The organism is Thermohahella caldifontis (assembly GCF_041153465.1).
GTDB lineage: Bacteria > Pseudomonadota > Gammaproteobacteria > Pseudomonadales > Oleiphilaceae > Thermohahella > Thermohahella caldifontis.
Genome location: NZ_CP154858.1, coordinates 2,049,156 through 2,075,827, shown reverse-complemented (window position 1 = coordinate 2,075,827; position 26,672 = coordinate 2,049,156). Strand labels below are relative to the sequence as shown.

Sequence of the window (26,672 nt, the reverse complement as noted above, 5' to 3'; positions counted from 1 at the left end):
TTCAGTCGTTGATGATCAGGATTTCAACCCGGCGGTTGGCTGCCCGTCCTTCTGCGGTGTCGTTGGACGCCAGCGGGCGGGTCTTGCCGTAGCCCTTGCTGCTCACCCGGTTGGCGGGCAGGTTGCCCACGTCGGTCAGGAAGCGGGCCACCTTCTCGGCACGTTCGGTGGAGAGGCGCATGTTCAGTTCATCCGAGCCCCGGTTGTCCGTATGACCGGAGACCTCAATCCGCGAGCCCGGGAACTGACCGATGGCCTGGATGATCTTCTTCAGCAACGGGAAGTTCTCGGACTGGATTTCGCTGCCGCCGGAGGGGAAGCTGAACCCGTATGCCCGGATCAGGACATTGTTGCCCTGACGGTAGACCACGGCCTCGTCGGCGCTGAAGAGGCTCTGTACGGCCTTGAAGCGCGCCTCGATCTGGGCCTGACGTTCGCGTTCCGCTTCGGAGGTGGCACGCAATGCCATCAGTTCCTTCTCCTTGGCGGCCAGTTCGGCAGCATGCTGCTTGCGTGCTTCAGCCAGTGCCTGGCTGGCCGACTCGGCCCGGTTCTTCAGGGCCTTGAGCTCATTGGCAATGGCCTGAATCAGGTCGCGGTTGGGCTGTCCGAAGTCCGGCTCGGACATGACCGGCGCCACGGCTGTCGCAAGCTGCGTCTGGTACCAGCGCACGATCTGTTCGTCCGTCATGTCACTCTGCTTGAACTCCTTGATCAGCTCGGTGATCTGAATGGCTTGGTTGGCCAGTTGCAGGGCCTTGTTGGCATGCACGGCAGCCTTGTCCCGGGCGTTGGCGTCGGATTCCAGAACTTCCTTGGCCAGCTTCAGTTCCGCCTGCGCCTGCTTCAGCGTCAGCGGTGCGTAGTCATCGGCATCCTTTCTGATGGCTTCGGCGATCCGCTGCTCGGCATCCTTTGCGGTCGCCTGTTTCAGCGCGTCAACTTCAAGCTGAGCATACTGTTGTGCCAGGGCCTGCCGGCCTTCCCGGACATCGGCAATCTTGCCGCGGGCCAGCATGTTGCCGTAGTCCACCAGCTTTTCATCAACCTTGGCAAAGCGCTCCGGGAACTTGCTATGGGCACCGGCACGCATGGCCCGGTCACGGGCACTCAGCACACTGGCCAGCTCCCGCTTGGCGGTAGTGGTGCTCAGATTGGCCTGATCCAGCAGGGCTTCGGCCTGTTTGGCCAGTTCGTGGGCCTTGTCACTGCCTCCGGCGGCCCACTTGCGGGCATCCAGATAGCTGCTGCGCGCCTGCTCGTAGAGGGCGCGGGAGAGCAGATCCACTTCTTCTGCATCGGCCTTTTGCAGGGCCTGATCCAGTGTTTTCAGTTCGGGAAAGCGGGCATCAATGTCCGCCTGGCTGAGCTGGCTCTGAGTGGCACAGCCTCCGGCGAGCAGAGCGGATGAGGCAATGATCCAGCGTGCGAGTGTGTTCATGATGTTTCCTTTTGTATTGTCGCTTTGGGTTGTCTGTTTCGGTATGGTTTGGACGCGTCCGGGGTGATAAAAGTCACAATGATCAGGGCTGGTGGGTCACCACGGGCGGGCTGTCCAGGGTGGCCAGTTGGGTGGTGGCGAGGTTGGCTTCCGGCAGGCGCGCGGTGATGCCCTTGAGCAGGCGACCGAGAATATCCGCCCCCGTGATGATGCGCGGTTCATCTGTCCAGACTAGCACCACGTCAAACTCGATGGCGGCATCGTGGTGCTGATCGGCGGCTTCCTTGGCCTTCAGATGCAGAATCACGTCTCCGATGGTGACATTGGGATCCCGGACAATCAGGGGGCGATGGCAGAACTGGTACGGGTCAAAGGGCTGATCGCGGTCAAACAGGGCAGCGCGCAGCGCTCCGTCCGCATCCATGAGCAGGTGCGGGTTGCCGTCCTCATCGGCGAGGATGACCCAGTTGTGGCCGCTGGCGTTGATCTGCTGCAGGAACGGATCATCCGGGGTGCGGGAGATCTCCGGAATGATGGGCAGATCCACCCGTGTCGGCAGGCGGATGATGGACCTGGGGTCAATGAGTTCACCTTCCTGGGAGACCTTCAGGTCATCAATGGCCAGAAAGTTGAGGGCACCAATGCCTTCCACATGGTCCACCTCGGCCTCGTCCGCTTCAACATGGGTGCGGATCACGCGCTTGAGGTCCTGCTCACGCAGGTAACTGATCCCTTCCTTGCCGAGCCAGCCGTCCAGAATCAGTGCCGCCGGCTTGGCCACCGGGAACAGCAGGATCTGATAGAAGCGCATGACGGGGGCCAGCAGGGAGGCCATCCGCAGCGCATGGCGTGAAAAATAGGCCTGGGGCAGGATTTCACCGCACATCGTGATGAACACGGTGGAGAAGACAAAGGCGGACACACCGGTCAGTACGGAGTCGGACAGCAGGGTCAGCAACACATTGATTCCCACGTTGCCCCAGAGGATGGTGGTGAGCAGAAAGTTGGAGTCCTTGCGCATTTCCATGATGCGCTGCACGGACTTGTCTCCGTGGCTGGCTTCCACCTCCAGCTGAAGCATGTTCAGGGAGAAAAAGGCCAAGTTGAGGCCGGAGAACATGGCGGACTGGGAGATGCAGAAGGCAATCCCCAGCCAGATGAGCAATTCAGGGTTATCCATCAGCATGGTCAATGTTTACCTCGGGTCAGGCCGGTCAAAGGAGAAACAGGGTGCCGAGGCCGAGAAAGGCCACGAAACCCACAATATCGGTCACGGTGGTCAGGATCACGGAGCCGGAAAGCGCCGGATCAATCTTCAGGCGATCCAGAATCATCGGAATCACGACACCGGACAGTGCCGCAGCCAGAATATTGATCAGTATCGCCAGGGCGATCACCACGCCGATCATCGGGCTGCCGAACCAGACCCAGGCGATGAGGCCGATGACCGCGGCCCAGATCAGGCCATTGAGGCCACCCACGGCCAGCTCCTTCTTCAGCAGAGCCATGAAGTTGGCATCGGTGATCTGGTTCAGGGCCAGACCGCGGATCATCAGGGTCAGGGTCTGGCTGCCGGCAATGCCACCCATGCTGGCCACAATCGGCATCAGGACGGCCAGCGCCACCACCTGTTGCAGGGTGTCTTCGAACAGACCAATGAACCAGGACGCGGCAAAGGCGGTCAGCAGGTTGATGCCGAGCCAGACGGCACGCCCCTGGGCACTCTTGGTGACCGGGGCGAACAAGTCCTCGTCCTCGTCCATACCGGCCGCTGCCATCAGCTGGCCCTCGTAGTACTCGTTGACCAGCTCACAGGCGGTACCAATGTCCATCCGGCCCAGAAGCTTGCGCTGCTCATCCACCACCGGAAGCGCCGCCAGTCCGGATTTCTGCACCTTCATGGCCGCATCCACGGCATCTTCGGTGGCCAGGATTTCGTCACAATCATCTTCTGTCAGGTCGGCCAGCGGTACGTGGTCCGGCTGCTGCCAGAGATTGGCGATCTTCACCAGATCGGCAAACTGGCCCGCCCGGTTGATGAGAAAGATGGTGTCACAGTATTCCGGCTGTTCACGCCGCAGGGCCCGGAGGGCATCTCGCACCCGGGCATTCTGAGGCAGCAGGATGAGTTCGTGATCGACCCAGTGGCCGGCCTGATCCTCCGGGTACTTCTGTGCGCTGTGGAACCATTCCTGCTGCTGGGTATCCATGCGCGTGAGGGCGCGTTCCACCATGCGCGGCGACAGGGACTCCGCCAGCTCCAGCAGATCTTCCGCATCCAGGTCCGTCAGCAGCGTGTCCGTTTCCTCGCGGCTCAGGTCATCCAGAATCCGCTCGCGGGGATCGGCGCGCATGGCCACCAGCACATCGAGCTGCTTGTCGGCCGGCAGCTTGCGCCACACGTCCACCCGTTGTTCAACGGGCAGTGATTCCAGCAGCAATGCCAGTTCCTCGGGTTCCTGATCCCCGAGCAGGTGCTGGATATCCTTGCGGTCGGCATGCGCCTCTTCGGCCTCCACCACATCTTCAATCAGTTCCTGCAGCTCATCACTCATGGTGGCTTTCCTCCCGGCTGGATAGGTGACGCGTTGACAGCATAGTGTATATCATATCTATCATTGTTGAATTTTGTATCAGAAAAAAATATCAATATAGGGACGCCCCGAGTGGCTTTAAAGTCACTCGGGCAGGCATCTGATGCGATGAATGTGCCATGCCGGGATGTGAAGACACCCCGGGTACGCTTTCGTATGGGATCGGTTGGCTGAGGTCAGTGATTTGCGGGTGCCGGGGGCTGTCCCGGCGTGCTCCGGTTTCGCTTCGTTTTGCGCGGTCTTCGCCTCGGGGAGCGCGGAGGTGCAGGCCCGATGGCCGCACTCAGGTTCAGGATTTCAGCTCGCAGGGCTTCCAGCCGCACCAGAGTTGCCCGCGCATCTCCGGACAGGGGGAATCCGGTGTGCGTGCCAGCGCACGGGTCAGATTGTGAATGCGCTTGTCGGTCTTGATCAGCAGTGTATCCAGACGGTCCCGGTGACGCAGGCGCTGGCGTTTTTTCAGGCACTGGAAGGCCCTGAATTGCCTGAGAAGCGTGCGGGTCTTTTTGATGTCGCGGAGCATGAATCGAACCCTGAACGTGAAAATGGTGAAAACCGGACTACACTGGAAAGAGACACGGTGCATGGCACCGTGTCCTGCTGCGCGTTTGGCGGGGTTGCCCCGCCTTTTTTATGGAAGGGACTCCCTCATTAACGGCAGCCATCACAAAACCTTGAGCTCAGTGTGCCTCGTCCCAGTTGTGGCCGATGCCGGCATCCACCTGCAGGGGGACGGCCAGCTCTGCCGCGGCCGACATCAATTGCTTCAGCCGCTCCGCGACCGCTTCTGCCGCCGACGCTTCGGCCTCCAGAATGAGTTCATCGTGAACCTGCAGGATCATCATGGCCGGCACCTGCTCTGCTTCCAGCCAGTGATGTACCGCAATCATGGCCCGCTTGATGATGTCGGCGGCCGTCCCCTGCATGGGGGCGTTGATGGCCGCCCGCTCCGCCGCCTGCTGACGCATGCGGTTGCGTGAGTGGATGTCAGGCAGATAGAGCCGCCGGCCAAACAGGGTTTCCACGTACCCCTGGTCCCTGGCCTGCTGGCGGATGCGCTCCATGTAATCACGGACGCCCGGATACCGGGCAAAGTAGGTGTCGATGTAGTGTCCGGCTTCCTCCCGGCTCACCTTGATCTGGCGTGCCAGGCCGAAGGCGGACATGCCGTAGATCAGGCCGAAGTTGATGGCCTTGGCCCGCCGCCGCTGCTCGCTGGTGACGTCCTCGAGGGGCACGCCGAACACCTCGGCCGCAGTGGCGCTGTGGATATCCCGGCCTTCCCGGAAGGCACGGATGAGCCCTTCATCGCCGGACAGATGCGCCATGATGCGCAGTTCAATCTGTGAGTAGTCGGCGGAAATCAGCAGCTTGCCGGGCGGCGCGATGAATGCCTGCCGGATGCGTCGCCCTTCTTCCGTCCGTACCGGAATGTTCTGCAGGTTCGGATCGGATGACGACAGCCGGCCGGTCGCCGTCACGGCCTGATGGTAGGACGTGTGGATTCGTCCGGTGGCCGGCCAGATCTGCTCCGGCAGCTTGTCCGTATAGGTGCTCTTGAGCTTGGACAGACTGCGATGCTCGAGAATGATGGCCGGCAGCTCGTACTTTTCCGCCAGTTCCTGAAGAACCGGCTCGGCGGTGGAAGGCTGTCCCTTGGGCGTCTTCTTCAGCACCTCATACCCCAGCTTGTCGTAGAAAATCTGCTGGAGCTGCTTGGTGGAACCCAGATTGAACGGCTCTCCGGCCAGCTCCCAGGCCTTCTTTTCCAGCTCGGCCATGCGTGCGGCCAGCATCTGACTCTGTTCGCGGAGCACCCGGGCATCCACCAGGGCACCGTTGCGCTCCATGCGCAGCAGCACCGGCACCAGCGGCATCTCGATTTCCCGGTAAACCCGCTTCAGGGCGGGTTCCGCGTCCAGACGGGGAGCGAGCGCCTGGTGCAGACGCAGGGTGACGTCCGCATCCTCTGCGGCATAATGGCCCGCGGTCTCCACATCCACCTGATTGAAGGTGAGCTGACCCTTGCCCTTGCCGGCGATGTCCTGAAAGCTGACGGTCTTGTGCTGCAGGTACTTCAGGGACAGGGTGTCCATGTCATGGCGGCTGCCGGCGGGATCCAGCACATAGGATTCCAGCATGGTGTCATCATGGATGCCCCGCAGGGTAATGCCGTGGTTGGCCAGCACGTGGGCATCGTACTTGAGGTTCTGTCCGATCTTGCGCTGTCCGGCATCCTCGAACAGGGGCTTCAGGGCCGTCAGCGTGGTTTCCGGAGGCAGTTGATCCGGCGCGCCCGGGTAGTCGTGGCAGAGCGGAAGATATACGGCGTGGCCGGGGCGGGTGCAGAAGGACAGCCCGACAATCCGTGCCGCCATGCTGCTGAGGCTGGTGGTTTCCGTATCGAACACCCATTCACCCGCGGCCTTCAGCTCGTCAATGAGGGCTGTGAGGCCGGATTCGGTCGTGAGAATCCGGTAGCCTTCGCTGCTCAGCTGGCCGGAGGTATCCGGCGCTTCGGTCCCCGGATCGTTGGCGGCGGTACCCGAAGAGTGGTCAGGATCCTGCGGGTTTTCCAGTTCACGCAGCCAGCTTCTGAACTCCAGGTCCGCAAAGAGTGCCTTGAGTGCCTCCGTATCCGGCGGCTCCGGCTGCAGGTCATCCAGATCCACGGGCAGCGCCACATCCGTATGAATGGTAGCCAGCTGGCGCGAGAGGGGCAGCTGATCCAGTGCCGCCCGCAGATTCTCGCCAATCTTGCCCTTGATCTCGTCCGCATGAGCGATCAGATTGTCCAGCGTGCCGTACTGGCCGAGCCATTTGGCGGCCGTCTTGGGGCCGCACTTGGGCACGCCGGGGATGTTGTCCGCCGTGTCGCCGGTGAGGGCGAGAAAGTCGATGATCTGATCCGGTCTGACGCCGAACTTTGCTTCCACCGCCGGTTCGTCCAGCCGCTCTCCGGTCATGGTGTTGAGCAGGGTCACGCTGGGAGTGACCAACTGGGCCATGTCCTTGTCCCCGGTTGAAATCAGCGTGGTCAGCCCGCGATCGCTGGCGCGGCGCGCCAGGGTGCCGATGACGTCATCCGCTTCCACGCCGTCAATGACCACCAGCGGCAATCCCATGGCGCGGATGATGGCGTGGATGGGTTCGATCTGGCTGGCCAGTTCTTCCGGCATGGGCGGGCGGTGTGCCTTGTAGTCCGCATACAGATCGTGCCGGAAAGTTTTGCCCTTGGCATCGAAAACCATGATAATCCGGCTTGAGGGGTAATCGTTCTGCATCTTGCGGATCATGCTGATGACACCGCGGATGGCACCCGTATGCCGGCCGTCGGAGGTGGTCAGATCGGGCAGGGCATGGAAGGCCCGGAACAGGTAGGATGAGCCGTCCACCAGGATCAGATCGGGGGCTTGGGTGTCGCCGGACATGGGTGCAGTTCTCCTGAACGTACGCAGACTGAAAGGGTCGATATGTCAAAAGGGTATGCTAGGGTAACAATGCTGTCGAAAGGACGCAAAGCGTTTGCGGCCCTGATCCTGCTGAGCCTGTTCCAGACACCGCTCTGGGCGGTGGAGCCGGCGGACAGCGGGGATCAGGCGGGTGAAATCGTCATCAGGGTGGAGCAGGACAAGACCCTCTACGAGTACCGGATCAATGGCGAGTTGGTACAGGTGCGCGTGGTGCCAAAGATCGGTCCTGAATATTATCTCATTCCCCAGGATGACGGATCGCTGCGCCGGTCGGACCGGCCGCGGGTCCTGATCCCGAGCTGGAAATTGCTGGAGTGGTAGGCTGTGGCCGTTTATACCGAAGTGGCGCCGGACATGCTGGCGCCGGTACTGGCCCGTTTCTTTCCTGAAGGCCGGCTGTCCGGGCTGACGCCCATTTCGGCCGGCATTGAAAACACCAACTATTTTCTGGATGTGGAACTGGGTGGCGAAACGCGTCGCCTGGTGCTGACCCTGTTCGAAACACTGCCGCCGAAAACGCTGCCCTTTTTCGCGCGTCTCACCACACGTCTGGCCCATGCGGGGCTGCCGGTACCGGCGCCGTTGACGGATGTGGATGGCAACTGGGTGTTCCGGGTGGCGGCCAAGCCGGCGTTGCTGTTGCCCTGCATGCCCGGGCGCCACGTGACGACGCCCGATGATGCCCAGCGCCGGGCCCTTGGCGCGTTCATGGCCGCCATGCACGGGCTGACTGCCGGGCTGCCCGGTGATCCGCACCCGCGTGACCTGCGCTGGATGCGGGAGGTGCTCGCCGTCCTGCCGGAAGCGGCCAGGGGAGAGGTCAGCGAGGCGGTGGAACGCTGGGCCGGGGAAGCAGAGGACGTGGCCACACTGCCGGAAGGCATCGTCCACGGGGATCTCTTTGTGGACAACGCCCTCTTCGAAGGCGACCGGCTTACGGGGGTGATCGATTTCTATCATGCCGCCCGGGCACCGCTTCTCTTTGATGTGGCCGTGGCCCTCAATGACTGGTGTTTCGGCAAGGATGACTATGACGATGCGGCCTGCCGGGCCCTGCTGTCCGGCTATCGCCCGTTCACCGATGCCGATATTGATCTGTTTCCTGCCGTATTGCGCCTGGCGGCGCTGCGCTTCTGGTTGTCGCGTCTGCGCTCGCTGCACAGCCTGGGCTACCAGCACGAGGCCAAAGCCGGTGATACCCTGAAGGACCCGGAACAGATGGCGCAGCGCTACCGCGCGGCCTGCAGACTGGGAGTATCCCGGGTGCGGGACTGGCTGGCCGGGAGCTGACCGGAAGACCGGGCGCTCAGTTGAGCGCCACGCTCACCGGATTGGAATAATCGCTGGGCAGACCATTGATGTCGACCAGACGAACCCGGAAGGTGTATTGCCCCGCCGGCAGGCTCGCCAGCGGCATCTGGGTGACGGTGGGATCATTCACATAGATGATTTCAGAGGTTCGGGTCGTGTTTTCTTCCACCCGAACTTCATATCCGGCCACCTCGCTCAGCTCCAGAGGCGAGCCATCCACACGGGTAAAGGGAATTTCCCACACCAGTCGCGAAGGCCGGGTGCTTTGTGTGGTGCGTGCAGCTTCCGTGGTGTCACCGGTGGAGGTGTTGTTGCCGGTTGCCGTGCTTTGAATTTCCGGCCCGCCGGCCCCGGACGACGAGCAGCCGGCGAGCAGCGTCATGCTTGCCAGCAGCAGGGCAAGGCACGACCGTTTGAAGGCGTCAGTCAACGTCATCGGTCTCTGTCTCAGGCGGTGAGAAAATGTGTACGCTGGTACGCCTTGTTCCGGTAACGTCTAAGGCGTGTTCATTCTATAATCAGCGGGACTTAGTATACGGGCGGCCGGGCAATTGTAAACCCGTGTGAAAGTAAGAATGTGAAACAATGTGTAAGGCCATCCGTTGGCCTTTTTGACGCCCTGTCAGGATCAGAAATTGCGCATCAGAAGCGTAAAATTTGCTGACCTTGGCGCATCCTCGGGCAGAAAAACCTTGACGGTATGACCGGACCCCGGCGCCACGTCGATGGACTGGCCCTTGAGGTTCTCAAGATGACTCAGCCTGAATTCCCGGTTGCCGGCGGGTGTCATCAGCTCGATGGCGTCCCCCTTGGCAAAGCGGTTCTTGACGTCCACGATCAGTGCATGGGCGTCCGCATCGTATTCGATGGCTTCCCCCACAAACTGCTGCCGGCCGGCGGTGGAATGACCCTTTTCGTAGTTCTGGTACTCGTCATGCACATGACGGCGATAGAAACCTTCCGTGTAGCCCCGGTGTGCCAGCTTTTCCAGATCGTCCATCAGGCGCATGTCGAAGGGGCGACCGGCGACTGCGTCATCAATGGCCTTGCGGTAGGCCTGTGCCGTGCGTGCCACGTAGTAGAAGGACTTGGTGCGGCCTTCGATTTTCAGTGAATGCACGCCCATCTCCGTCAGGCGAGGCACATGGTGAATGGCACGCAGATCCTTGGAGTTCATGATATAGGTGCCGTGCTCGTCCTCGTAGGCCGGCATCAGACGGGAGGGGTCATTGCCCTCCTGCAGCAGGAAGATTCTGGAAGAGGTTTCTCCCTCCCCGAGAGTCGGTGTCTCGGTGGCGGCTTCCGGTGACCACTCCCGGGCCGCACTGGCAGCGATCACATTGCCCGCTTCGTCCTCGACCGCCTCATGGGCCTGGTATTTCCAGCGACAGGCATTGGTGCAGGTACCTTGGTTGGGGTCCCGGTGGTTCATGTAACCGGAAAGCAGGCAGCGACCCGAATAGGCGATGCACAGCGCCCCGTGAACGAATACCTCAAGCTCCATGTCGGGGCATTGTTCGCGGATTTCCCCGATCTCCTCCAGGGACAGCTCGCGGCTCAGGATGATGCGCGTCACGCCCTGGCGACGCCAGAACTCCACTGCCGCCCAGTTGACCACGTTGGCCTGTACGGACAGGTGGATGGTCTGATCCGGCCAGCGGTCACGCACCATCATGATCAGGCCCGGATCGGACATGATGAGGGCATCCGGCCCCATCTCGATGACCGGCTCGATATCGCGCAGAAAGGTTTTGACCTTGCTGTTGTGCGGCGCAATGTTGGCAGCCACGTAAAACTGCTTGCCCTGGCCGTGAGCCTCTTCAATGCCGGCAGCGAGTGTTTTGGCATCGAACTCGTTCTCGCGCACGCGCAGGCTGTAGCGCGGCTGCCCGGCGTAAACGGCGTCGGCACCGTAGGCAAAGGCGTAGCGCATGTGTTTGAGTGTGCCCGCGGGGACAGCAATTCCGGCCCTTTCATGAGGATACCTTTTCAATAGTTTACCTAAACGGTCAATTATACAGGCGCGGGCAGGTGTGGGGAACAGGGGATTGCCGCAGACGGTCACATGCCTGTCATGCGGGTGATGTAAAAAAACCACCGCTTAGTATGAATATTCTAATTCGCAGGCGTAAGGTAACGGTGAACTCAAGAGGGGATGCCACAATGTTGTACCGGCACCTGTTTGAGTCATCCCCCGACAAATCAGAATATACCGGAAGGAGAACGGAAATGGGCAAACTCAAGTCAATTCAGGAACAGGTTCAGGAATCTTTTGAAAAGGCACTGGCTGCAGTCGAAGAGCAGCATCGTGCGCTGGCGGCCAAGCCTTTCGAGCTGGCCGAGAAGCTGGAAGAAGAAGCCAAGACCCTGTCTGTGAAGTCTCTGCGCGAGATGCATGATCAGGCGATCGACACCCTGTATGCCTCCCTGCGCGAATGGAACAAGAAGGTCAACGAACTGGCATCCGAACTGATCGCCAAGGTTGAGCCGGAAGAGACTGCCAAGGAAAGCGCACAGGCACCGGCCGAGAAGGCCGAAGCCAAGCCGGCTGAAAAGGCGGAAGCCAAGTCAGCAGCCAAGGCAGAAAGCAAGGCGGCGGCCAAGAAGGAAGAAGCCACTGCCTGAAGCATTCCTGACGAATGCTGACAAGAAGGCCCCGCAGTGATGCGGGGTCTTTTCTTTTGGGGTTCGGACATCTTCCGGCAGCCCCGGGTCGCTTCATGGTGGCCAGCGCTGCGGCAGCCAGGCAAGTATTCAGGATTGCCCCGCGGCCTGCTGAGGCGCCTTGCGGCGCTGCTCCATGAGTATTTTCAGCCGTTCAATCTTGCGGTCAAAGTCGGCCGCGATGGCCACCTTTTCCCTCTCAAGCTCACGGATTTCCTGACTGAGGCGGTTGATCTGCTCCGTCAGTGAGGACATCTGCTCCAGGATATCTTCGGGGACCTCACGGCCAGATTTCTCCAGATCAGCAGCCTGCTTCTCCAGGTTGGACAGGCGCACCTGCAGATTGTGCCGGCTGCCCTCCTTGAGGGAAATCAGGGTATCAATTTCCTGCAGCTTGCGTTCACGGGCCTGGATGGCGTCATCGGGCACCGCATAGAGTTTCAGCAGCTTCGCATCTTCTTCGGCCTGTCGCGCTGCCTCTTCCTTGCGGCGCTGCTCTTCCAGCTTCTGCAGCTTGCGGGCCTCAAGCTCTTCCTCCGAGGGCGCGGGCGGGATGGTGTCAATGACCCGGCCCATGCTGTCCACAATCTCGTATCCATTCTTCTTGGCAATCTCTGCCGGGATGGTGCTGCCCATGACCAGCGTGCCGTTGGCATCCCGATAACGGAAAAACGTGGGCCCCGTCGACGAGGCCGCTGCCAGTGCCGGTGTGCAGGCCAGGGCCCCGAGCAGAGGAATGGCGGCAAGGGCGTACCTTGTGCGATATCTTCTCATGATCCGGCATATCCCTTTTCGTTATGTTTTTATAGAATAGCGCGCCCCGGTGCAAACCAAAAGCAGGATACATGGAAACCCTTATCGAACAGCTCGTCCTCCTGGGGATTGCCCTGCTGGCCAATGGGTTCTCTGCGTTGGCGGGGGGTGGTGCGGGCCTGCTGCAGTTGCCGGTCCTGCTGTTTCTGGGGCTGGGTTTTGCCACGGCACTGGCGACACACAAGATTGCCAGTGTGGCACTGGGCCTTGGCGCCAGTGTACGTCATCTTCGTGAAGGGCGCCTGAACGGCAGGCTGGTGGGCTGGATGCTGGCCGGCGGGGTGCCCGGGGTGGTGCTCGGCGCCAATCTGGTGCTGGCCGTACCCGAAGAGCTGTTGCGCCGTGCACTGGGCGTACTGACGCTGGGATTGGGCGTATACTCCATGGCCTCGCCAGGGTTCGGGCAGGCCATCCGGAAGCGGCCCGATACGCTGGCGCACAAGCTGGCCGGTGCCCTGGGGCTGTTTGCCATTGGTGTGCTCAACGGCTCACTGACGTCCGGGACCGGGCTGTTCGTCACGCTCTGGCTGGTGCTCTGGTTCGGGCTGGACTACAGCCTGGCGGTGGCCCACACACTGGTGATTGTCGGCGTGGTCTGGAACGGTTCAGGCGCGCTGGCCGTGGCCCTTCAGGCACCGGTGCAGTGGAGCTGGCTGCCTGCGCTGATTCTGGGCGCGCTGGCCGGCGGCTATGCCGGTGCCCATCTGTCCATTGTGCGGGGCAACCGGCTGGTGAAGCGGGCCTTTGAGGGGCTGACCATTCTGGTCGGCGTCGCGCTGCTGGTGTAGCCCGGTTCGTTACACGCCATACAGATTGCGATATTCGGCCACGGCATCTACGTATCTGTTCAGATTTTCATCTGATTTAAGATATTCGAGCACCTGATCCAGCTGCACGATGGCGCGCACCGGAATCCCGTAGTCGGCTTCAATTTCCTGGATAGCCGAGCGTTCGCCCTGGCCACGCTCCTGCCTGTCCAGGGCTACCAGGACCCCCGAGGGTGTGGCACCGGCGTTGCGGATAATGTCGATCACCTCGCGGATGGCGGTGCCCGCCGTCATGACGTCGTCCACAATGAGAACCCTGCCCTGCAGCGGGGCGCCGACGATGTTGCCGCCTTCGCCGTGATCCTTGGCTTCCTTGCGATTGAAGGCAAAGGGCACGTCGATCTGATGCTGTTCGGCCAACTGAACGGCCAGCGCCGAGACCAGGGGAATGCCCTTGTAGGCCGGACCGAAAATCATGTCGTGAGGCAGCTTGTGGTGGAGGAGAGCGGCGGCATAGAAGCGACCCAGCCGGGCGAGGGCAGAGGCATGGTTGAACAATCCGGCATTGAAGAAGTAAGGGCTCTGACGGCCGGACTTGAGGGTGAAGGTGCCGAAGCGCAGCACCTCACTCTGAATGGCAAACTCGATGAAGTCGCGCTGAAAATCAAGCATCATGGGGGCAGACGGCCTCTTTTCTTTCAGTAGTTCGTTGATTTCGGTATCATAACACGCAAACTTTGGCAGGGAACATCAATGAAGGTAGCGACCATCAGTGTGAACGGTCTCAAGCGCGCCGCAGAGGCCGGGTTCTTTGAGTGGATGACCGCTTCGGGTGCCGATGTCATCTGTGTTCAGGATCATCGCATGCGTCTCTACGAGCTGGATGAGCCCCGGTACCGTCCGGAGGGCTACGAGGCCTACTTTCTGGATGCTGAAAATGTGGAGAACGGCGGAGTGGGTATCTACACCCGTCAGATTCCCAAGGCCATCATGATGGGCTTTGCCTATGCGCCCGCCGATCTCAACGGCGCCTTTCTCCAGGCGGACTTTGACAAGGTCAGTGTGGCCTCCGTTCAGGTCCCCTGCGCGCTGGGTGACGAGGAACGTCAGGAGGAAAAGGACGAGTTCATGGAGGCCTTCAAGGCCCACCTCGCCAAGACCCTGCGCAAGCGTCGCCAGTTCATTTTTGCCGGTGCCTTCCAGACCGCCCATCTGGTGACCGATGCCAGCCCGCGTCTGCACCGGATGGAGATTTCCGGATTTTATCCCCACGAGCGTGCCTGGTTTGACGAAATCATCGACGAAATGGGCTACATAGACTGTTTCCGCGCGGTGAACCGCCAGAAGGATCAGTACACCTGGTGGCCCGAGTGGGCGGAGGGCTGGCGCAAGCAGGCGGCCTGGCGCACCGATTATCAGTTGGCCACACCGGGCCTGCAAGGAACGGTGAAACGGGCCTGGATTGACACGGATACCCGTTTCTCGGACCACGCGCCCCTGATCGTGGAATACGATATCGAGTACTGACGGATCCTGTCGTGATGCCCCGAACGCACCCCGGCTTGTCCGGGGTGCGTTCGTTTTGCCGGTCAGCTTTCGCGGGCTGCACGCTGAAGGGCAAAGAGCTCGGCGGTGCCCTTTTTCGCCAGGGCGAGCATGGCAATCAGGTGTGCTTCCGGGAAAGGTTCGGCCTCGGCGGTGCCCTGAACCTCCACAAAACAACCATTGTCCGTCATGATGACGTTCATGTCCGTATCGGCGTTGGAATCTTCGGCATAGTCCAGATCCAGCACCGGCTCGCCCTGGTAGATGCCCACGGAAATGGCGGCCACCTGGTAACGCATGGGGGAGGTCTTGATGTCGCCGTTTTTCAGCAGGGTGTCCACGGCATCCGCCAGGGCAATCCAGGCACCGGTGATGGCCGCGGTGCGAGTGCCGCCATCGGCCTGAATGACGTCGCAGTCCAGTGTGATGGTATAGCCGTCCAGAGCCTCGAGATTGACCGCTGCACGCAGGGCCCGGCCAATTAGACGCTGGATTTCAACGGTCCGTCCCTGTTGCTTGCCCCGGGCCGCTTCGCGCTGGTTGCGTGTGCCCGTGGCCCGCGGCAGCATGCCGTACTCGGCCGTGACCCAACCCTGGCCGGACCCTCTCAGGAAGGGTGGCACTGTATTGTCCACCGAGGCGGTGCATAGGACGCGGGTATCGCCGAACTCAATGAGCACGGAACCTTCCGCATGCTTGGTGTAGTGGCGGGTGATGCGCACATCGCGCAGTTGATCAGGAGCTCGTCCGCTCGGTCTCATGCTTTGGCCTCGCTGTTCGTGTACCTTTGAATGAATCGACCATTCTACCATTTCAATCGGATGGCACTGCACTATAATCGGTAGCATTTGTTGAATCGCGGCCGGGCGTCGGGCCCGCATGCCGGAGTAGGGAGAGATCATGATCAAGAGTATGACGGCCTGGGCGCGGGCTGAAGCGAGCAATGAACTGGGAACGGCCACCTGGGAAATCCGTAGTGTCAATCATCGTTACCTGGAGCCGGTGTTGCGACTGCCTGAAACGCTTCGCGATCTGGAACCTCTGATACGAGAGCGGCTTCGTGGTGCCTTGCGGCGTGGCAAGGTGGAGTGCACCCTGCGCTGGCAGCCGGACGCAGCGGCCCAGAATTTCGAGGTCAACATGGATGTGGTGGAAAATCTCAACCGTGCCATCCATCAGGTACACCGGATTCTGGATAATCCTGCGCACATCAGTGCCCTGGATATCCTGGCATTTCCGGGGGTCCTCAAGACCCAGGAGCAGGACATGGACGAGGTCAAGGTGCTGGTGCTGGAGGCCTTTGACGCGGCTCTTGCCGAACTGGTGGAGACCCGCATCAAGGAGGGCAGTCGGATCGAGCCCATGATCACCTCTCGGCTTGAAAAAATGAGCGAGATTGTCAGCCGGGTGCGGGAGCGAATGCCCGGCATCATCGAGCGCCAGAATCAGGCCCTGCGCGAGCGTTTTGAAGAGCTCAGGCTGGAAGTGGACGAGACCCGTCTGGAACAGGAGCTGGTGATTCTGGCGCAGAAAGCGGATGTGGCCGAGGAGCTGGACCGTCTGGACGCGCACATCGCCGAAGTGGCTGACGTGATGCGGAGGAACGAGGCCGTGGGTCGGCGGCTGGATTTCCTGATGCAGGAACTGAACCGGGAAGCCAACACCCTGTCTTCCAAGTCACTGGTGACCGAGACGACCCAGTACGCCGTCGAACTGAAGGTGCTGATCGAACAGATGCGCGAGCAGGTGCAGAACATTGAGTAGGGGTACAGAAGTTATGGTTGCGCGTCGGCCGGGCAGGGCGCTGCGAGCCGGAAGGCTGGCGCTGTGATGATGTCTGCGGGGCAGCGTGGCGTCTGCCCCGTGTCAGGTGTTAACCCGGTACCTCAATGGGATTGTCTCAGGTGCCTGTGTCCTGATGGTGTGATCAGGGGGTAATCCTGCGATCAGTCCAGATATATGTGGAGGAACCGTTGAACTGCTGCCATATCGCAACGGCATTACCTGACCCGTCGGCTGATATCTGTGGGTTTTCGGCGGGGCCGGCATCTTCCACATCTAATTTCTCGGCCGTTTCCCAGCCACTACCCGGGACATATCGATTCGACCAGATGTCGCTATTGGTAAAAGGCGCATCGTTTTGCTGCCAAACGGCATAGGCGTGGCCAGAACCACTGACTGCAACCTGAGGCAGGGCACCGGATGCCGTGCTGTTTGTCTGGACGGGTGTCGCCGAGCCCCAGCCTATTCCAGACACATAGATGTTTGCGTAGATATTTGTCGTGGAGCCATTGGACTGACTCCAGACCACGTAGGCATTGCCCTCACCACTCATTGCGATCTGTGGTGAGGCGGCATCCTGATCGCTCGATTCCAGTGTGAACGCAGTGGGATTCCACCCTCCCGCTTTCGTGAACCGGTTGGCCATAATATTGATTGCGCTGCTGTCATCCTGTTGCCACACCGCAAATCCGTTGCCGTTGTCGTCCAGAGCCACGTGTGGTTTTTCAGCGGCCCCAAGATCCTCTGTTTCGATGAGTTCGGGCGTACTCCAGCCCAAGCTGGTATACCGGGCTGCCCGGATGTCGGTCATGGTAGTGGGCGCCGTGTTATTGTTATGCCGCCACACGACCAAGGCATTATTGTCAGGATCGACTGCTACGTCGGGGTCCCAGGCCGCATTGCTGTTGTCGCCGTCTATCAGTGCGGCGGTGCCCCAGCCGCTTCCAGGCGCATAAATATTGGCCGCGATACTGTCGAGGCTCCCGTCATGCTGTTCCCAGACAGCCACTGCAAATCCCGAGTCATTCATTGCGATTTGAGGGTTTTTGCCATGGCTTTCGTTGTAGCTTTCAATCCTTTCCGGCGTGCTCCAACCTGATCCGGGAGAGTAGAGGCTGGCCCAGATGTGAAAGTAAACACCATCTGACTGCTGCCAGACGGCAATGGCGTTTCCGGAAGCATTGATGGCAACCTGTGGAAACTGCGCCGTGCCGGTATCATTGGTTTCAATCAGTTCAGGGGCACTCCATCCGGTGGTGACGGTATAGCGTGCCGATTTGATGTTGGTGATGCCTTGCCCGGCGTTGTACTGTTCCCATACGGCAATCACGTCTCCAGATGGGCTGACGGCGACCTGAGGATAGGCGCCTGATTCAAATTTCTGAGCCCCTTGCCAGCCAGGGGTCGTCGACCCGCCACCTGAGCCGCCGGTGTCACTGCCGCCGCCTGAGCCGCCGGTGTCGCTGCCGCCGCCTGAGCCGCCGGTGTCGCTGCCGCCGCCTGAGCCGCCGGTGTCACTGCCGCCGCCTGAGCCTCCGGTGTCACTGCCGCCGCCTGAGCCGCCGGTGTCACTGCCGCCGCCTGAGCCGCCGGTGTCACTGCCGCCGCCTGAGCCGCCGGTGTCGCTGCCACCGCCTGAGCCTCCGGTGTCACTGCCGCCGCCTGAGCCGCCGGTGTCGCTGCCACCGCCTGAGCCGCCGGTGTCGCTGCCACCGCCTGAGCCGCCGGTGTCGCTGCCACCACCCGAGCCCCCGGTGTCGCCGTCCCCACTGCTGTCAGTATTGCCCTGGGTGGGTGGAGAGCTGTTGTCAGAGCCTGTACTGCTGCCTCCGCATCCAGCGACCAGGAGAAAGGCTGAGAGAAGTAACGTGAGCAGGATGTTCCGTACATCCCATTGGGGATATGCTGGCGAGTCCATATTTCCTTTTCCTTAACAGTAACATCTCAAAATGGAGCCCGCTGCGACTACCAAGCCCCTTGCTGATAACTATCGCATGAATAGCACAAAAAATAAACAATAATATACATTACGCCACTTGATTTGTGAGCTTGTGTGTCATCAACCGGGCTGGTCCATGATTACGCTGCCTTCGTGCCCGCGCTGGAAGACTCCAGCTTCAAGGCCAATTCTGGTTATCTCGAAGTTGCGGCGGGCGACTACCAGGTGCGTGTCACACTCGCCAATATCCTGACCGTGGCGATTGATACGGGCACGCTGACACTGGAAGACGGCAAGGTCTATAGCGCCATTGCGCGTGATCCGGCGCCATCCTCATCCGATTTCGGTGTGATTCTGCTGACGGACCGTAACTGAACCACCAACTGCCCTTTATGTGACAGGGGGAAGATGAATACAGGCGCGGCTGGGGTCATCCGGCCGCTCTGCCTTGCGACCGGGCAATCATCCGGTTTCTGGCAGCCCGGCTCTCAAGGCATCAGTAGGAATCAGAAGTTCAATGGTTGTACAAAAATTCTCATTGTATAATGTTTGTTGCGTGTGACCGGACGGGCGCTGGAGGTACGCTATCTCAGTCGCAGCAAGTCCGAAATGCACGATTTTATCTTGCACCCGCAGGGTATTGTGGTGCGCTACAGGGTGACGTATCTGCTGGCAATGGCCGGGGACTATGACGATGTGCGCCAGTTTGCGCTGAATCGGATTCACAGTGCGCGGATCAGCGAACAGCCAGGGCGCGTGAATCCCGGGTTCCGCTTGCAGGCATATGTGCACAGCGGGGCCTTTGGCTACCCCATGAGCCCGGAACCGGTAGTGCTGAGGGCGCGTGTCAGGCCTGCTGTCGCCTGGCTGCTCAGGGAAACACCTTTGAGCGAATCTCAGGTACTTTCCGCGGAGGCGGATGCCGGGGGCTGGTATCAGCTGGAGGCCCGGGTACCGGATGATCGGCAGACTCAGTGGTGGCTTCAGAGCATGGGGGCAGAAATTGATGTCCTGGAACCTCGTGCCTGGCGTGATGCGATTCACCGACAGGCGAGACAGATACTGGGACAGGAAACCGGCGAGGCCAAATGAACTGTAAAAGGTAAAGCCAGATGACGCCTGAAACAGAACGCAACATGGATGAAACGCCTGCCGAGGGTGCCTCATGGGAGGAAGAACTTCACACACGCGTGGACGAGATCCTGTTCTATCTCTGGGATCCGCTCAATCTTGCCCACAGTACCTGGGTGCGGGACGAATTCACCCGTTATGCGCCCGAGGTTGTGAAAACCGCAACCTCTGCCGATTCGCCGGAGCCCGTCAGGAAGCTGCTGACACACCTGAGATGCGAGCGCATGGGTCAGGATCCGGATGATGCCAGAGACCATGCCATTGCCGAGCTCATCCACGCCCTGAGCCATGATCAGTTCTACCTGCCGGGAAGACGGGTAATCGAGGTGGACTGAAGTGATTTCAGTCCGTTCACCTTGTGTTCACGCTGCCTTCGCGCCCGTTTCACATCACCCCCCCTAGCATCGATCCTGCATACAACCTCACTTGCAGGAGACGGAACCATGAACAAGATCCTTTTCTCGGCGCTGGCAGCGAGCACACTGGTGCTGGCGGGCTGTGGCGGAAGCAGCAATTCGGACCACCCGGCCCAGAGCAGCGTGCGGGCCCTTCACCTTTCGCCTGATGCGCCGGCTGTGGATGTCGATGTGAACGGCAGCGAAGTGCTGAGTGATGTGACGTACCAGCAGGCCAGCGGCTTTCTGTCCGTCAATGCCGGTGCTACTGATCTCGCCATCCGTGTGGCGGATACCTCCACCGCCGTGATTGACGAAACGCTGAATCTCGATGAAGGTACGCGGTATACCGTGATCGCGCTGAATTACGTGGCGAGCATCGAGCCGCTGGTCATTGCGGACGCGACGTCTCCGGCCAGCGGATTTGCCCAGTTGCGGGTAGTGCATGGGGTGCCTTCAGCGCCGGCAGTGGATGTCTATGTGAGCGCGCCTGGTGACGCCCTGCCTGCCACGCCCACTTTGGAAAATGTGCCCTTCAAGGCGGTATCCGATGAGCTGGAAGTGCCGGCAGGTGACTACCGCGTGCGGGTGACGCTGGCCAATGGTTCTGACGTGATCTATGACTCGGGCACGCTGTCTTTGGCGGATGGCGTGGAGTACGTGGCTGTGGCATCCGAGGCACCTTCGGGCTTTGCACCCATTGGCCTGACTATCCTGACCGATGCAGACAGCACACCCGTGGTTAAGGTGAATGATGCCCGGGCACGCCTGCGCGTCGTGCATGCGTCGTCGGATGCTCCTGCCGTGGACGTGACCGTGGATGGCAGCGAGGTGCTGGGGGATGTGGCCTACACCCAGGCTTCCGATTACCTGCCTGTGCTCAACGGTACCTACAACATGCAGGTGGCAGCGGCTAATACATCTAACGTCGTGATTGATGCCAATCTGCCCTTGTCGGCGCTGACCGACTATACCGTGATTGCACTGGGCCCACTCGCCAGTATAGAAGCTCTGGTGTTGCAGGATGACAATACCGCACCCGCCGCGGGCAACATTCGCGTGCGTGTCGTGCATGCCGCGTCACAGGCTGGCGATGTGGACGTGTACATCACTGCGCCGGGTGCAGATCTGTCCTCTTCTACACCGACGCTGGAAGACTTCAGCTTCAAGGCCAATTCCGGTTATCTCGAAGTTCCGGCGGGCGACTACCAGGTGCGTGTCACACTCGCCAATACCCTGACTGTGGCGATTGATACGGGAACGCTGACGCTGGAAGACGGCAAGGTCTATAGCGCCATTGCGCGTGATCCGGCGCCATCCGCATCCGATTTCGGTGTGATTCTGCTGACGGACCGCAACTGAGCCACCAGCTGCCCTTTATGTATGTGACAGGGGGAAGGTGAATACAGGCGCGGCTGGGGTCATCCGGCCGCTCTGCCTTGCGACCGGGCAATCACGCGGCTTCTGGCAGCCCGGCCCTCAGGACATCAGAAGGAATCAGAAGTTCATGAGTTATACAAAAATGATTGTTGTATAATCTTTGTGGTGTGTGCTAGGGTATACATGCGTTGAATTTGTATAAGGTTGTGCCATGAAGATTCCTGTCGGTGTCAGTGCCTGTGTACTGGGCGAAGAAGTGCGCTATGACGGTGGCCACAAGCGCCACCGGTTTGTCACGGATGAGCTGTCCCGGTGGTTTGCCTATGTGCCGGTCTGCCCGGAAGTGGCGATTGGTCTGGGCATTCCCCGGCCCACGATCCGCCTGGTGGAGGAAGACGGGCAGATCCATGTGCGCGGCACGCAGGATTCCTCGCTGGACGTGACCGACAAGATGCACCAGTTTGCGGATCAGAAGCTGCCGACGTTGACCCACCTGTGCGGCTACGTCGTCTGTGCCAAGAGCCCGTCCTGCGGCATGGAGCGGGTGCCCGTGTTCAGTGAAGGCAATCCCCAGGGGGAAAAGCGTGGCGTCGGCCTGTGGACGGCGCGGCTGATGGAGGCCATGCCCTGGCTGCCCGTGGAGGAAAACGGACGCCTGCAGGACATCATGCTGCGCGAGAATTTCGTCATGCGGGTCTTTGCCCTGCATGACTTCTACCAGTCCCTGCCCGAGGATGCGCCGGCCGATGCCTATGTGCGTTTTCATACCCGGTACAAGTACACGCTCATGGCGGCCAGCCAGCAGGCCGCGGCAGAGCTGGGGCGTTTGATTGCGTCTGTTGGCACCTCGGCCGGCCCGCAGTTCTGGCGTGCCTATCGCCAGGGCTTCATGGATGCACTGAAGACTGTCGTGACGCGCCGCCAGCACACCAATGTGCTCATGCACCTGCAGGGCTATTTCAAGAAGGTCCTGCCCGGGGAAGAAAAGGCGGAACTGACGCGGCTCATCCATGCCTACCGTAACGGCGAAGCGCCGCTCATGGCTGTCCTGTCCGTTATTCGCCATCTGCTGGTCAGGCACCCGCAGTCCTATCTGGCGGATCAGCATTACCTGAACCCGTATCCTGCGGATCTCAAACTGAGAGTCGAGTTGTGATGATGGACGAAGAAACCCGGACGTTGTACAGCATCAAGCGGGTCAGCGAGCTCACCGGCGTACTGGGGGTGACCCTTCGTGCCTGGGAGCGGCGTTACGGATTGCTGAAACCCCGGCGCAATGACAAGGGGCATCGCCTCTATACCGCCGAAGACGTTAACCGGATTCGGCGTATTCTGGCCTGGCTCAATCAGGGCGTGGCGATCAGCAAGGTGAAAGCCTTGCTCGATGCCATGCCGGTTCCGGAGCAGACGGCAGACACCTTGCCGGAACTGGAGCAGCTGCTTGCAGCCATCCAGGCCCTGGATGCGGAGAAGGCACTGCGCCAGCTGGAAGGTGCCATGAAGGCCTATCCCCATGACACCTTTGTGGATCGTCTGGTGTTGCCGCTGGAATTTGAGCTGGCGGCACGCCCCCGGCCGGCCGGGACGCTGGAAGAGGCGCTGTGGCGTCAGGTGGTGGTACGCGCCTGCGCGCCCCTGATGCGCAAGAGTGTGCCCCGACATGCCGAGCCCGTGTGGGTGGTGACGCTGGACCCCCGGGCGGAGACGCTGGGCTGGTTCACCGCGCTTGGGTGGCACCTGAAACAGTACAGGGTGACGCAGTTCTCCCAGATCGGACAGGATATCGAGGCACTCCGGGCGCTGATGATGCAGGCGAAACACCGGCTCGTGCTCGTGGGGCACCAGCCCCTGCCTGAGGCGGCCCTGGAGTTGGTTCGGGGCGCACGTGATGCCGGCCGGGATGTGGGGGTGCTCGGCGGCCTGTTGCCCTGGCTCACCGCCCGCCTGGAGAGCGCCTCATGATCGGCGTGTGGTTCCGGCGTGATCTGCGGGTGGCTGACCATCCCGCCCTGAGCCGTGCCGTGGCGCAGGCCCGCGCATCGGGTACTGGTGTGCGCGCCGTGTTTGTGGCCACGCCCGAGACCTGGGCGCGGCATGACCGCAGCCCGGCATGGCGACGTCTGGTTGCCGCCCGCGTGCAGGTTCTGCACGGGCTTCTGGCGCGTGCGGGGGTGGTGCTCGATCATGTGGTGGTGCCCACGTTTGCGGAGGTGCCCGAGGTGCTGGAATCATGGTGTCGCACCCATCAGGTGGACGCTCTCTGGGCCCATCACGAGTATGAAGTGGATGAGGTCGCCCGGGATGAGGCCGTGGCCCGTCGTCTGTCGATCCCTTTCACACGTCTGCATGACCGCGTGCTGGTGGTACCGGGGCAGGTGCACACTCAGCAGGGCGACATGTTCAGGGTGTACACGCCGTTCCGGCGCCGCTGGTTGCAGGCGTTGCAGAAAAACTGGCAGGGCGTGTTGCCGGTGCCGCAGGCTGGCCCGCCGCTGGCGGAAACGGCGCTGCCCTGGCCGGACTGGGCCCCTGCAGAGGACGCGCCGGTGTGGCCGGCGGAAGAGGACGCCATTCATGCGCGGCTGGAGCGGTTTGTGGCGCAGTCGCTATTCAACTATGCGGAGCAGCGTGACCGCCCGGATCTGGACGGCACCAGTCAGGTCTCACCCTGGCTGGCCATCGGTGCCCTGTCGCCCCGCCAGTGTGTGGCGGCCTTGCTGGAGGCCTGTCCGGATGCGCTGGTCAATCCCGCTTCACCCGGCTTCAGCTGGCTGAATGAGCTGGGATGGCGTGATTTCTACCAGCACCTGATCGTGGCCTTTCCACAACTGGTTCGCGGGCAGCCCTTTCAGGCATGGACACACGCCGTGGCATGGCGGGATGCGCCCCGGGAACTCGATGCCTGGCAGGCGGGCCGCACCGGCTTTCCCATTGTTGATGCCGGGATGCGTCAGCTGGCGGCCACCGGATGGATGCACAACCGGGTGCGCATGATCGTGGCGAGCTTTCTGACCAAGGATCTGCTCATTCACTGGCAGGCCGGGGAGCGGCATTTCATGCGTCACCTCGTGGACGGGGATTTCGCCGCCAACAACGGGGGCTGGCAATGGGCCGCCTCCACGGGGACCGACGCGCAGCCCTACTTCCGGGTGTTCAACCCGATCACACAAGGGCAGCGTTACGATCCGGCAGGCGATTACGTCAGGCGGTGGGTGCCGGAGCTTGCCCGCGTGCCGGGCAAGCACGTTCATACGCCCCATACCTGGGCGCAGGCGCGGGGCGTGCAGCTGGATTACCCCCGGCCGATCGTGGATCACGGTGCTGCGCGTCTGAGAGCATTGCAGGCATTCGAAGCGGCCAAATCCGGCCGGACACCTGAACCGAGGCAACTGGAGGGCATCTGATATGGACGTGCCCCGCAACGCACATGTGCTGCTGGTAGAAGATCACGAAATTCTCTCCGAAACCGTAGGTATTTTTCTCGAAAATGCCGGTTTTTGCGTGGACTATGCACGCGATGGCCTGAGTGCCCTGCATCTGGGCACGGTCAACCGCTATGATGCCGTGGTGCTGGACATCATGTTGCCGGGGCTGGACGGGTTCGAGATCTGTCGTCGCTGGCGTCAGGATGGCGGGCTCACCATGCCGGTGCTCATGCTGACTGCACGGGATGAGCTGGGCGATCGCCTGCAGGGGTTTGACTGCGGGGCCGACGACTATCTCGTCAAGCCCTTTGATCTGCCGGAGCTGGCCGCGCGGCTCACCGCCCTGATCCGGCGCAACCGGGGCGAGGTCAGCCGGACCCTGCTGCGCTGGGCCGATCTGGAGCTGGATCTGAAGCGGCAGGAAGCCCGGCGGCAGGGCAAGCGCCTGAAACTTACGCCCTTCGGCTTTCGTATTCTTCACATTCTCATGCGCGAGGCGCCCAACGTGGTGCCGCGGGCGGACCTCATTGCCGAAGTCTGGGGCGAAGACCCGCCGGACACTGACGCCTTGCGTAGCCATTTCTACCAACTGCGTCAGGCAGTGGACAAGCCCTTTGGCAGTGCCATGATCCGCACTCTGCCCGGAGTGGGGTACCAGCTGCAGGAAGGCGGCAGCGACACCGTCGGGTGAGGGACGGCTCGGCTGTCATGACCAGTACACACTGAAACAGGCGCCGCCCGCCTCACGGTTGCGCAGTTCAAAGCGCCAGCCATGGCGCTCGCACAGGGCCAGCACCAGTGCCAGACCCAGTCCGTGGCCGGCCACCCGGGTCGTGCCACGATAGAACGGCTGCCCGATCGCTCGCAGATCCTCCGGCGTCAGGCCGGGGCCGTTGTCCTCCACAGTCAGCGCGCGCTCATCGACAGTGACTTTCACCCACCCATCACCATACTGGCAGGCGTTGCGCAGCAGGTTGGTCGCGGCCAGGCGCACCGTGGTCGGCGGCAGGGGCAGTGCCAGATCCGGATCAATGGCCAGTTCAATCTGGGTGGTGGTGTCGTCCAGTGCGGCCTTGCACTGGGCCGCCACGTCGGCCATCAGCGGGCGGACGGACACGGTGACTGCCGTTTCCGGCTGCTCGCGGGAGCGTGTCAGTTGCAGCAACGTGGTGATGAGGTTCTGCATGTCATCCAGCGTGCTGCGCATGCGCCGGGTGAGACGTTGTGTGGCCTCGCCGGAAGCCCCCTGATCCATGACATCCAGTCCGGCACGCAGCGCGGCCAGCGGTGTGCGCAGCTCATGTGAGGCATAACGGGTAAAGCTGCGTTCCCGTTCCACAAAGGCCTCCAGACGGTCGAGAAAGCGCAGGAAGGCATCGGCCAGCGCATCCACATCGGCATCTTCGCCCTTGAGGGCTTCAATGCGTGCCTTGAGCGTCTTGCCATCCGTAACGTCAGCCCGGCTGATCAGGCGGGCCAGAGACACGACCGGGCTGATGAGCGCCTGCGACTGGCGGAACGTGAACCAGGAGGCGGTGTAGATCAGGATCAGCACAATCGTGAGCGGCGCGACGCCAAACAGCAACGCCAGACGCGTGACCTGCTGTTCCTTGAACACGAGGATCAGGCGCCGGCCATCCGTCAGCTCACGGACCATGACAATGGGTTCGCCATCTGGCAGCTGCACCCGGCCAAAATAGTCGCCCGGGAGCGCCTTCAGGGGAGCCGGTATGGCGTCGGCTGTGTCGTCTCTGGCACCTTCCGGGGCCACAGGACCGATCAGGTAGCCCTTCATGTTGCGGGTTTCCGGCACCGGAAAGCCGGGCCGGGCGGCGCGTTGTTCGAGGAAGTAGTCGGCCTCCGTGGTCAGGGCCTGCCGCACCAGGTATTGCTCGGTGATGGCGTAGGCGGCCCACACCCCCAGCGCGGTGGCGACACTGACCAGCGTTGCCTGCAGGGCAAAGACCCGGATCAGGCGACTATTGAGACCCTTGCGTGGTTCACTCATCCGG

General features: G+C 61.4%; 27 protein-coding genes. 14 read left to right on the top strand and 13 right to left on the bottom strand.

Features of this window, described 5'->3' with window-relative positions:
- Position 1: 1 nt before the first annotated feature.
- The 5 genes from AAIA72_RS10025 to polA form a co-directional block, all read right to left on the bottom strand.
- Entirely contained in the window at positions 2-1,441 is a 1,440-nt protein-coding gene (locus AAIA72_RS10025) for an OmpA family protein (protein ID WP_369600179.1), read from the bottom strand.
- Positions 1,442-1,523: 82 nt separating this feature from the next.
- Positions 1,524-2,627 carry a DUF21 domain-containing protein gene (locus tag AAIA72_RS10020; RefSeq protein ID WP_369600178.1) on the bottom strand — a complete coding sequence of 368 codons (1,104 nt, stop codon included), beginning with the start codon at positions 2,625-2,627 and terminating at the stop codon, positions 1,524-1,526.
- 28 nt (positions 2,628-2,655) lie between these two features.
- Positions 2,656-3,996 (bottom strand): magnesium transporter, encoded by a 1,341-nt coding sequence (gene mgtE, locus AAIA72_RS10015; RefSeq protein WP_369600177.1) that lies wholly within the window; start codon positions 3,994-3,996, stop codon positions 2,656-2,658.
- Between the two features lie 328 nt (positions 3,997-4,324).
- Positions 4,325-4,558, bottom strand: a complete 234-nt coding sequence (locus AAIA72_RS10010; RefSeq protein WP_369600176.1) for a hypothetical protein — start codon at positions 4,556-4,558, stop codon at positions 4,325-4,327.
- Positions 4,559-4,715: 157 nt separating this feature from the next.
- Positions 4,716-7,466 carry a DNA polymerase I gene (polA, locus tag AAIA72_RS10005; RefSeq protein ID WP_369600175.1) on the bottom strand — a complete coding sequence of 917 codons (2,751 nt, stop codon included), beginning with the start codon at positions 7,464-7,466 and terminating at the stop codon, positions 4,716-4,718.
- 69 nt (positions 7,467-7,535) lie between these two features.
- On the opposite strand from polA, the gene AAIA72_RS10000 reads away from it, so the two are divergent.
- Entirely contained in the window at positions 7,536-7,829 is a 294-nt protein-coding gene (locus tag AAIA72_RS10000) for a DUF2782 domain-containing protein (RefSeq protein ID WP_369600174.1), read from the top strand.
- Positions 7,830-7,832: 3 nt separating this feature from the next.
- Positions 7,833-8,798 carry a phosphotransferase gene (locus tag AAIA72_RS09995; RefSeq protein WP_369600173.1) on the top strand — a complete coding sequence of 322 codons (966 nt, stop codon included), beginning with the start codon at positions 7,833-7,835 and terminating at the stop codon, positions 8,796-8,798.
- 16 nt (positions 8,799-8,814) lie between these two features.
- Here the strand turns inward: AAIA72_RS09995 and AAIA72_RS09990 are convergent, their stop codons facing one another.
- Both AAIA72_RS09990 and yegQ read right to left on the bottom strand, forming a co-directional pair.
- Positions 8,815-9,255 (bottom strand): fibronectin type III domain-containing protein, encoded by a 441-nt coding sequence (locus tag AAIA72_RS09990; RefSeq protein WP_369600172.1) that lies wholly within the window; start codon positions 9,253-9,255, stop codon positions 8,815-8,817.
- Positions 9,256-9,447: 192 nt separating this feature from the next.
- Complete coding sequence (gene yegQ / locus AAIA72_RS09985) at positions 9,448-10,752, bottom strand: tRNA 5-hydroxyuridine modification protein YegQ (protein WP_369600171.1); 1,305 nt, start codon at positions 10,750-10,752, stop codon at positions 9,448-9,450.
- Between the two features lie 296 nt (positions 10,753-11,048).
- Here yegQ and AAIA72_RS09980 point away from each other — a divergent pair, with 296 nt between their 5' ends.
- Positions 11,049-11,444 (top strand): hypothetical protein, encoded by a 396-nt coding sequence (locus AAIA72_RS09980; RefSeq protein ID WP_369600170.1) that lies wholly within the window; start codon positions 11,049-11,051, stop codon positions 11,442-11,444.
- A 129-nt stretch (positions 11,445-11,573) separates the two neighbouring features.
- Here AAIA72_RS09980 and AAIA72_RS09975 read toward each other — a convergent pair whose 3' ends face one another.
- Entirely contained in the window at positions 11,574-12,257 is a 684-nt protein-coding gene (locus AAIA72_RS09975; protein WP_369600169.1) for an ABC transporter ATPase, read from the bottom strand.
- A gap of 71 nt (positions 12,258-12,328) precedes the next feature.
- Here AAIA72_RS09975 and AAIA72_RS09970 point away from each other — a divergent pair, with 71 nt between their 5' ends.
- Positions 12,329-13,084: a sulfite exporter TauE/SafE family protein gene (locus tag AAIA72_RS09970; protein WP_369600168.1), complete on the top strand. Its 756-nt coding sequence runs from the start codon at positions 12,329-12,331 to the stop codon at positions 13,082-13,084.
- A 9-nt stretch (positions 13,085-13,093) separates the two neighbouring features.
- Here AAIA72_RS09970 and pyrE read toward each other — a convergent pair whose 3' ends face one another.
- Positions 13,094-13,735: an orotate phosphoribosyltransferase gene (gene pyrE / locus AAIA72_RS09965; protein WP_369602997.1), complete on the bottom strand. Its 642-nt coding sequence runs from the start codon at positions 13,733-13,735 to the stop codon at positions 13,094-13,096.
- 81 nt (positions 13,736-13,816) lie between these two features.
- Here pyrE and AAIA72_RS09960 point away from each other — a divergent pair, with 81 nt between their 5' ends.
- The gene (locus tag AAIA72_RS09960; RefSeq protein WP_369600167.1) at positions 13,817-14,590 is read left to right on the top strand and encodes an exodeoxyribonuclease III; all 774 of its coding nucleotides are present in this window, start codon (positions 13,817-13,819) and stop codon (positions 14,588-14,590) included.
- Between the two features lie 62 nt (positions 14,591-14,652).
- Here AAIA72_RS09960 and rph read toward each other — a convergent pair whose 3' ends face one another.
- Positions 14,653-15,369 carry a ribonuclease PH gene (rph, locus tag AAIA72_RS09955; RefSeq protein ID WP_369600166.1) on the bottom strand — a complete coding sequence of 239 codons (717 nt, stop codon included), beginning with the start codon at positions 15,367-15,369 and terminating at the stop codon, positions 14,653-14,655.
- Between the two features lie 139 nt (positions 15,370-15,508).
- Here rph and AAIA72_RS09950 point away from each other — a divergent pair, with 139 nt between their 5' ends.
- Positions 15,509-16,372: a YicC/YloC family endoribonuclease gene (locus AAIA72_RS09950; protein ID WP_369600165.1), complete on the top strand. Its 864-nt coding sequence runs from the start codon at positions 15,509-15,511 to the stop codon at positions 16,370-16,372.
- Positions 16,373-16,535: 163 nt separating this feature from the next.
- On the opposite strand, the gene AAIA72_RS09945 is transcribed toward AAIA72_RS09950, so the two are convergent.
- Entirely contained in the window at positions 16,536-17,720 is a 1,185-nt protein-coding gene (locus AAIA72_RS09945; protein WP_369600164.1) for a hypothetical protein, read from the bottom strand.
- Positions 17,717-18,280 carry a hypothetical protein gene (locus tag AAIA72_RS09940; RefSeq protein ID WP_369600163.1) on the bottom strand — a complete coding sequence of 188 codons (564 nt, stop codon included), beginning with the start codon at positions 18,278-18,280 and terminating at the stop codon, positions 17,717-17,719. Before AAIA72_RS09940 ends, AAIA72_RS09945 begins: the two co-directional genes overlap by 4 nt.
- Before the next feature lie 163 nt (positions 18,281-18,443).
- On the opposite strand from AAIA72_RS09940, the gene AAIA72_RS09935 reads away from it, so the two are divergent.
- The 8 genes from AAIA72_RS09935 (at position 18,444) to AAIA72_RS09900 (ending at position 25,351) form a co-directional block, all read left to right on the top strand.
- Positions 18,444-18,704, top strand: a complete 261-nt coding sequence (locus AAIA72_RS09935) for a DUF4397 domain-containing protein (RefSeq protein WP_369600162.1) — start codon at positions 18,444-18,446, stop codon at positions 18,702-18,704.
- Between the two features lie 183 nt (positions 18,705-18,887).
- Entirely contained in the window at positions 18,888-19,421 is a 534-nt protein-coding gene (locus AAIA72_RS09930; RefSeq protein WP_369600161.1) for a helix-turn-helix transcriptional regulator, read from the top strand.
- Positions 19,422-19,441: 20 nt separating this feature from the next.
- The gene (locus AAIA72_RS09925; protein ID WP_369600160.1) at positions 19,442-19,795 is read left to right on the top strand and encodes a hypothetical protein; all 354 of its coding nucleotides are present in this window, start codon (positions 19,442-19,444) and stop codon (positions 19,793-19,795) included.
- Between the two features lie 108 nt (positions 19,796-19,903).
- Positions 19,904-21,217, top strand: coding sequence for a DUF4397 domain-containing protein (locus AAIA72_RS09920; protein WP_369600159.1), 1,314 nt, complete (start codon positions 19,904-19,906; stop codon positions 21,215-21,217).
- 229 nt (positions 21,218-21,446) lie between these two features.
- Positions 21,447-22,391: a YbgA family protein gene (locus tag AAIA72_RS09915; protein WP_369600158.1), complete on the top strand. Its 945-nt coding sequence runs from the start codon at positions 21,447-21,449 to the stop codon at positions 22,389-22,391.
- Positions 22,391-23,197, top strand: a complete 807-nt coding sequence (locus tag AAIA72_RS09910; RefSeq protein ID WP_369600157.1) for a MerR family transcriptional regulator — start codon at positions 22,391-22,393, stop codon at positions 23,195-23,197. Before AAIA72_RS09915 ends, AAIA72_RS09910 begins: the two co-directional genes overlap by 1 nt.
- Positions 23,194-24,639 (top strand): deoxyribodipyrimidine photo-lyase, encoded by a 1,446-nt coding sequence (gene phrB / locus AAIA72_RS09905; protein ID WP_369600156.1) that lies wholly within the window; start codon positions 23,194-23,196, stop codon positions 24,637-24,639. Before AAIA72_RS09910 ends, phrB begins: the two co-directional genes overlap by 4 nt.
- A gap of 1 nt (position 24,640) precedes the next feature.
- Positions 24,641-25,351: a response regulator transcription factor gene (locus AAIA72_RS09900; RefSeq protein WP_369600155.1), complete on the top strand. Its 711-nt coding sequence runs from the start codon at positions 24,641-24,643 to the stop codon at positions 25,349-25,351.
- 15 nt (positions 25,352-25,366) lie between these two features.
- On the opposite strand, the gene AAIA72_RS09895 is transcribed toward AAIA72_RS09900, so the two are convergent.
- Positions 25,367-26,668 (bottom strand): sensor histidine kinase, encoded by a 1,302-nt coding sequence (locus AAIA72_RS09895; protein ID WP_369600154.1) that lies wholly within the window; start codon positions 26,666-26,668, stop codon positions 25,367-25,369.
- Positions 26,669-26,672 lie beyond the last annotated feature (4 nt).

What these genes read in the sequence shown, in the direction of transcription:
- AAIA72_RS10025 (WP_369600179.1), bottom strand. Translation starts at nt 1,441, where the DNA reads ATGAACACACTCGCACGCTGGATCATTGCCTCATCCGCTCTGCTCGCC.
- AAIA72_RS10020 (WP_369600178.1), bottom strand. Translation starts at nt 2,627, where the DNA reads ATGCTGATGGATAACCCTGAATTGCTCATCTGGCTGGGGATTGCCTTC.
- mgtE (WP_369600177.1), bottom strand. Translation starts at nt 3,996, where the DNA reads ATGAGTGATGAGCTGCAGGAACTGATTGAAGATGTGGTGGAGGCCGAA.
- AAIA72_RS10010 (WP_369600176.1), bottom strand. Translation starts at nt 4,558, where the DNA reads ATGCTCCGCGACATCAAAAAGACCCGCACGCTTCTCAGGCAATTCAGG.
- polA (WP_369600175.1), bottom strand. Translation starts at nt 7,466, where the DNA reads ATGTCCGGCGACACCCAAGCCCCCGATCTGATCCTGGTGGACGGCTCA.
- AAIA72_RS10000 (WP_369600174.1), top strand. Translation starts at nt 7,536, where the DNA reads ATGCTGTCGAAAGGACGCAAAGCGTTTGCGGCCCTGATCCTGCTGAGC.
- AAIA72_RS09990 (WP_369600172.1), bottom strand. Translation starts at nt 9,255, where the DNA reads ATGACGTTGACTGACGCCTTCAAACGGTCGTGCCTTGCCCTGCTGCTG.
- yegQ (WP_369600171.1), bottom strand. Translation starts at nt 10,752, where the DNA reads ATGCGCTACGCCTTTGCCTACGGTGCCGACGCCGTTTACGCCGGGCAG.
- AAIA72_RS09980 (WP_369600170.1), top strand. Translation starts at nt 11,049, where the DNA reads ATGGGCAAACTCAAGTCAATTCAGGAACAGGTTCAGGAATCTTTTGAA.
- AAIA72_RS09975 (WP_369600169.1), bottom strand. Translation starts at nt 12,257, where the DNA reads ATGAGAAGATATCGCACAAGGTACGCCCTTGCCGCCATTCCTCTGCTC.
- AAIA72_RS09970 (WP_369600168.1), top strand. Translation starts at nt 12,329, where the DNA reads ATGGAAACCCTTATCGAACAGCTCGTCCTCCTGGGGATTGCCCTGCTG.
- pyrE (WP_369602997.1), bottom strand. Translation starts at nt 13,735, where the DNA reads ATGCTTGATTTTCAGCGCGACTTCATCGAGTTTGCCATTCAGAGTGAG.
- AAIA72_RS09960 (WP_369600167.1), top strand. Translation starts at nt 13,817, where the DNA reads ATGAAGGTAGCGACCATCAGTGTGAACGGTCTCAAGCGCGCCGCAGAG.
- rph (WP_369600166.1), bottom strand. Translation starts at nt 15,369, where the DNA reads ATGAGACCGAGCGGACGAGCTCCTGATCAACTGCGCGATGTGCGCATC.
- AAIA72_RS09950 (WP_369600165.1), top strand. Translation starts at nt 15,509, where the DNA reads ATGATCAAGAGTATGACGGCCTGGGCGCGGGCTGAAGCGAGCAATGAA.
- AAIA72_RS09940 (WP_369600163.1), bottom strand. Translation starts at nt 18,280, where the DNA reads ATGTACGGAACATCCTGCTCACGTTACTTCTCTCAGCCTTTCTCCTGG.
- AAIA72_RS09925 (WP_369600160.1), top strand. Translation starts at nt 19,442, where the DNA reads ATGACGCCTGAAACAGAACGCAACATGGATGAAACGCCTGCCGAGGGT.
- AAIA72_RS09920 (WP_369600159.1), top strand. Translation starts at nt 19,904, where the DNA reads ATGAACAAGATCCTTTTCTCGGCGCTGGCAGCGAGCACACTGGTGCTG.
- AAIA72_RS09915 (WP_369600158.1), top strand. Translation starts at nt 21,447, where the DNA reads ATGAAGATTCCTGTCGGTGTCAGTGCCTGTGTACTGGGCGAAGAAGTG.
- AAIA72_RS09910 (WP_369600157.1), top strand. Translation starts at nt 22,391, where the DNA reads ATGATGGACGAAGAAACCCGGACGTTGTACAGCATCAAGCGGGTCAGC.
- phrB (WP_369600156.1), top strand. Translation starts at nt 23,194, where the DNA reads ATGATCGGCGTGTGGTTCCGGCGTGATCTGCGGGTGGCTGACCATCCC.
- AAIA72_RS09900 (WP_369600155.1), top strand. Translation starts at nt 24,641, where the DNA reads ATGGACGTGCCCCGCAACGCACATGTGCTGCTGGTAGAAGATCACGAA.
- AAIA72_RS09895 (WP_369600154.1), bottom strand. Translation starts at nt 26,668, where the DNA reads ATGAGTGAACCACGCAAGGGTCTCAATAGTCGCCTGATCCGGGTCTTT.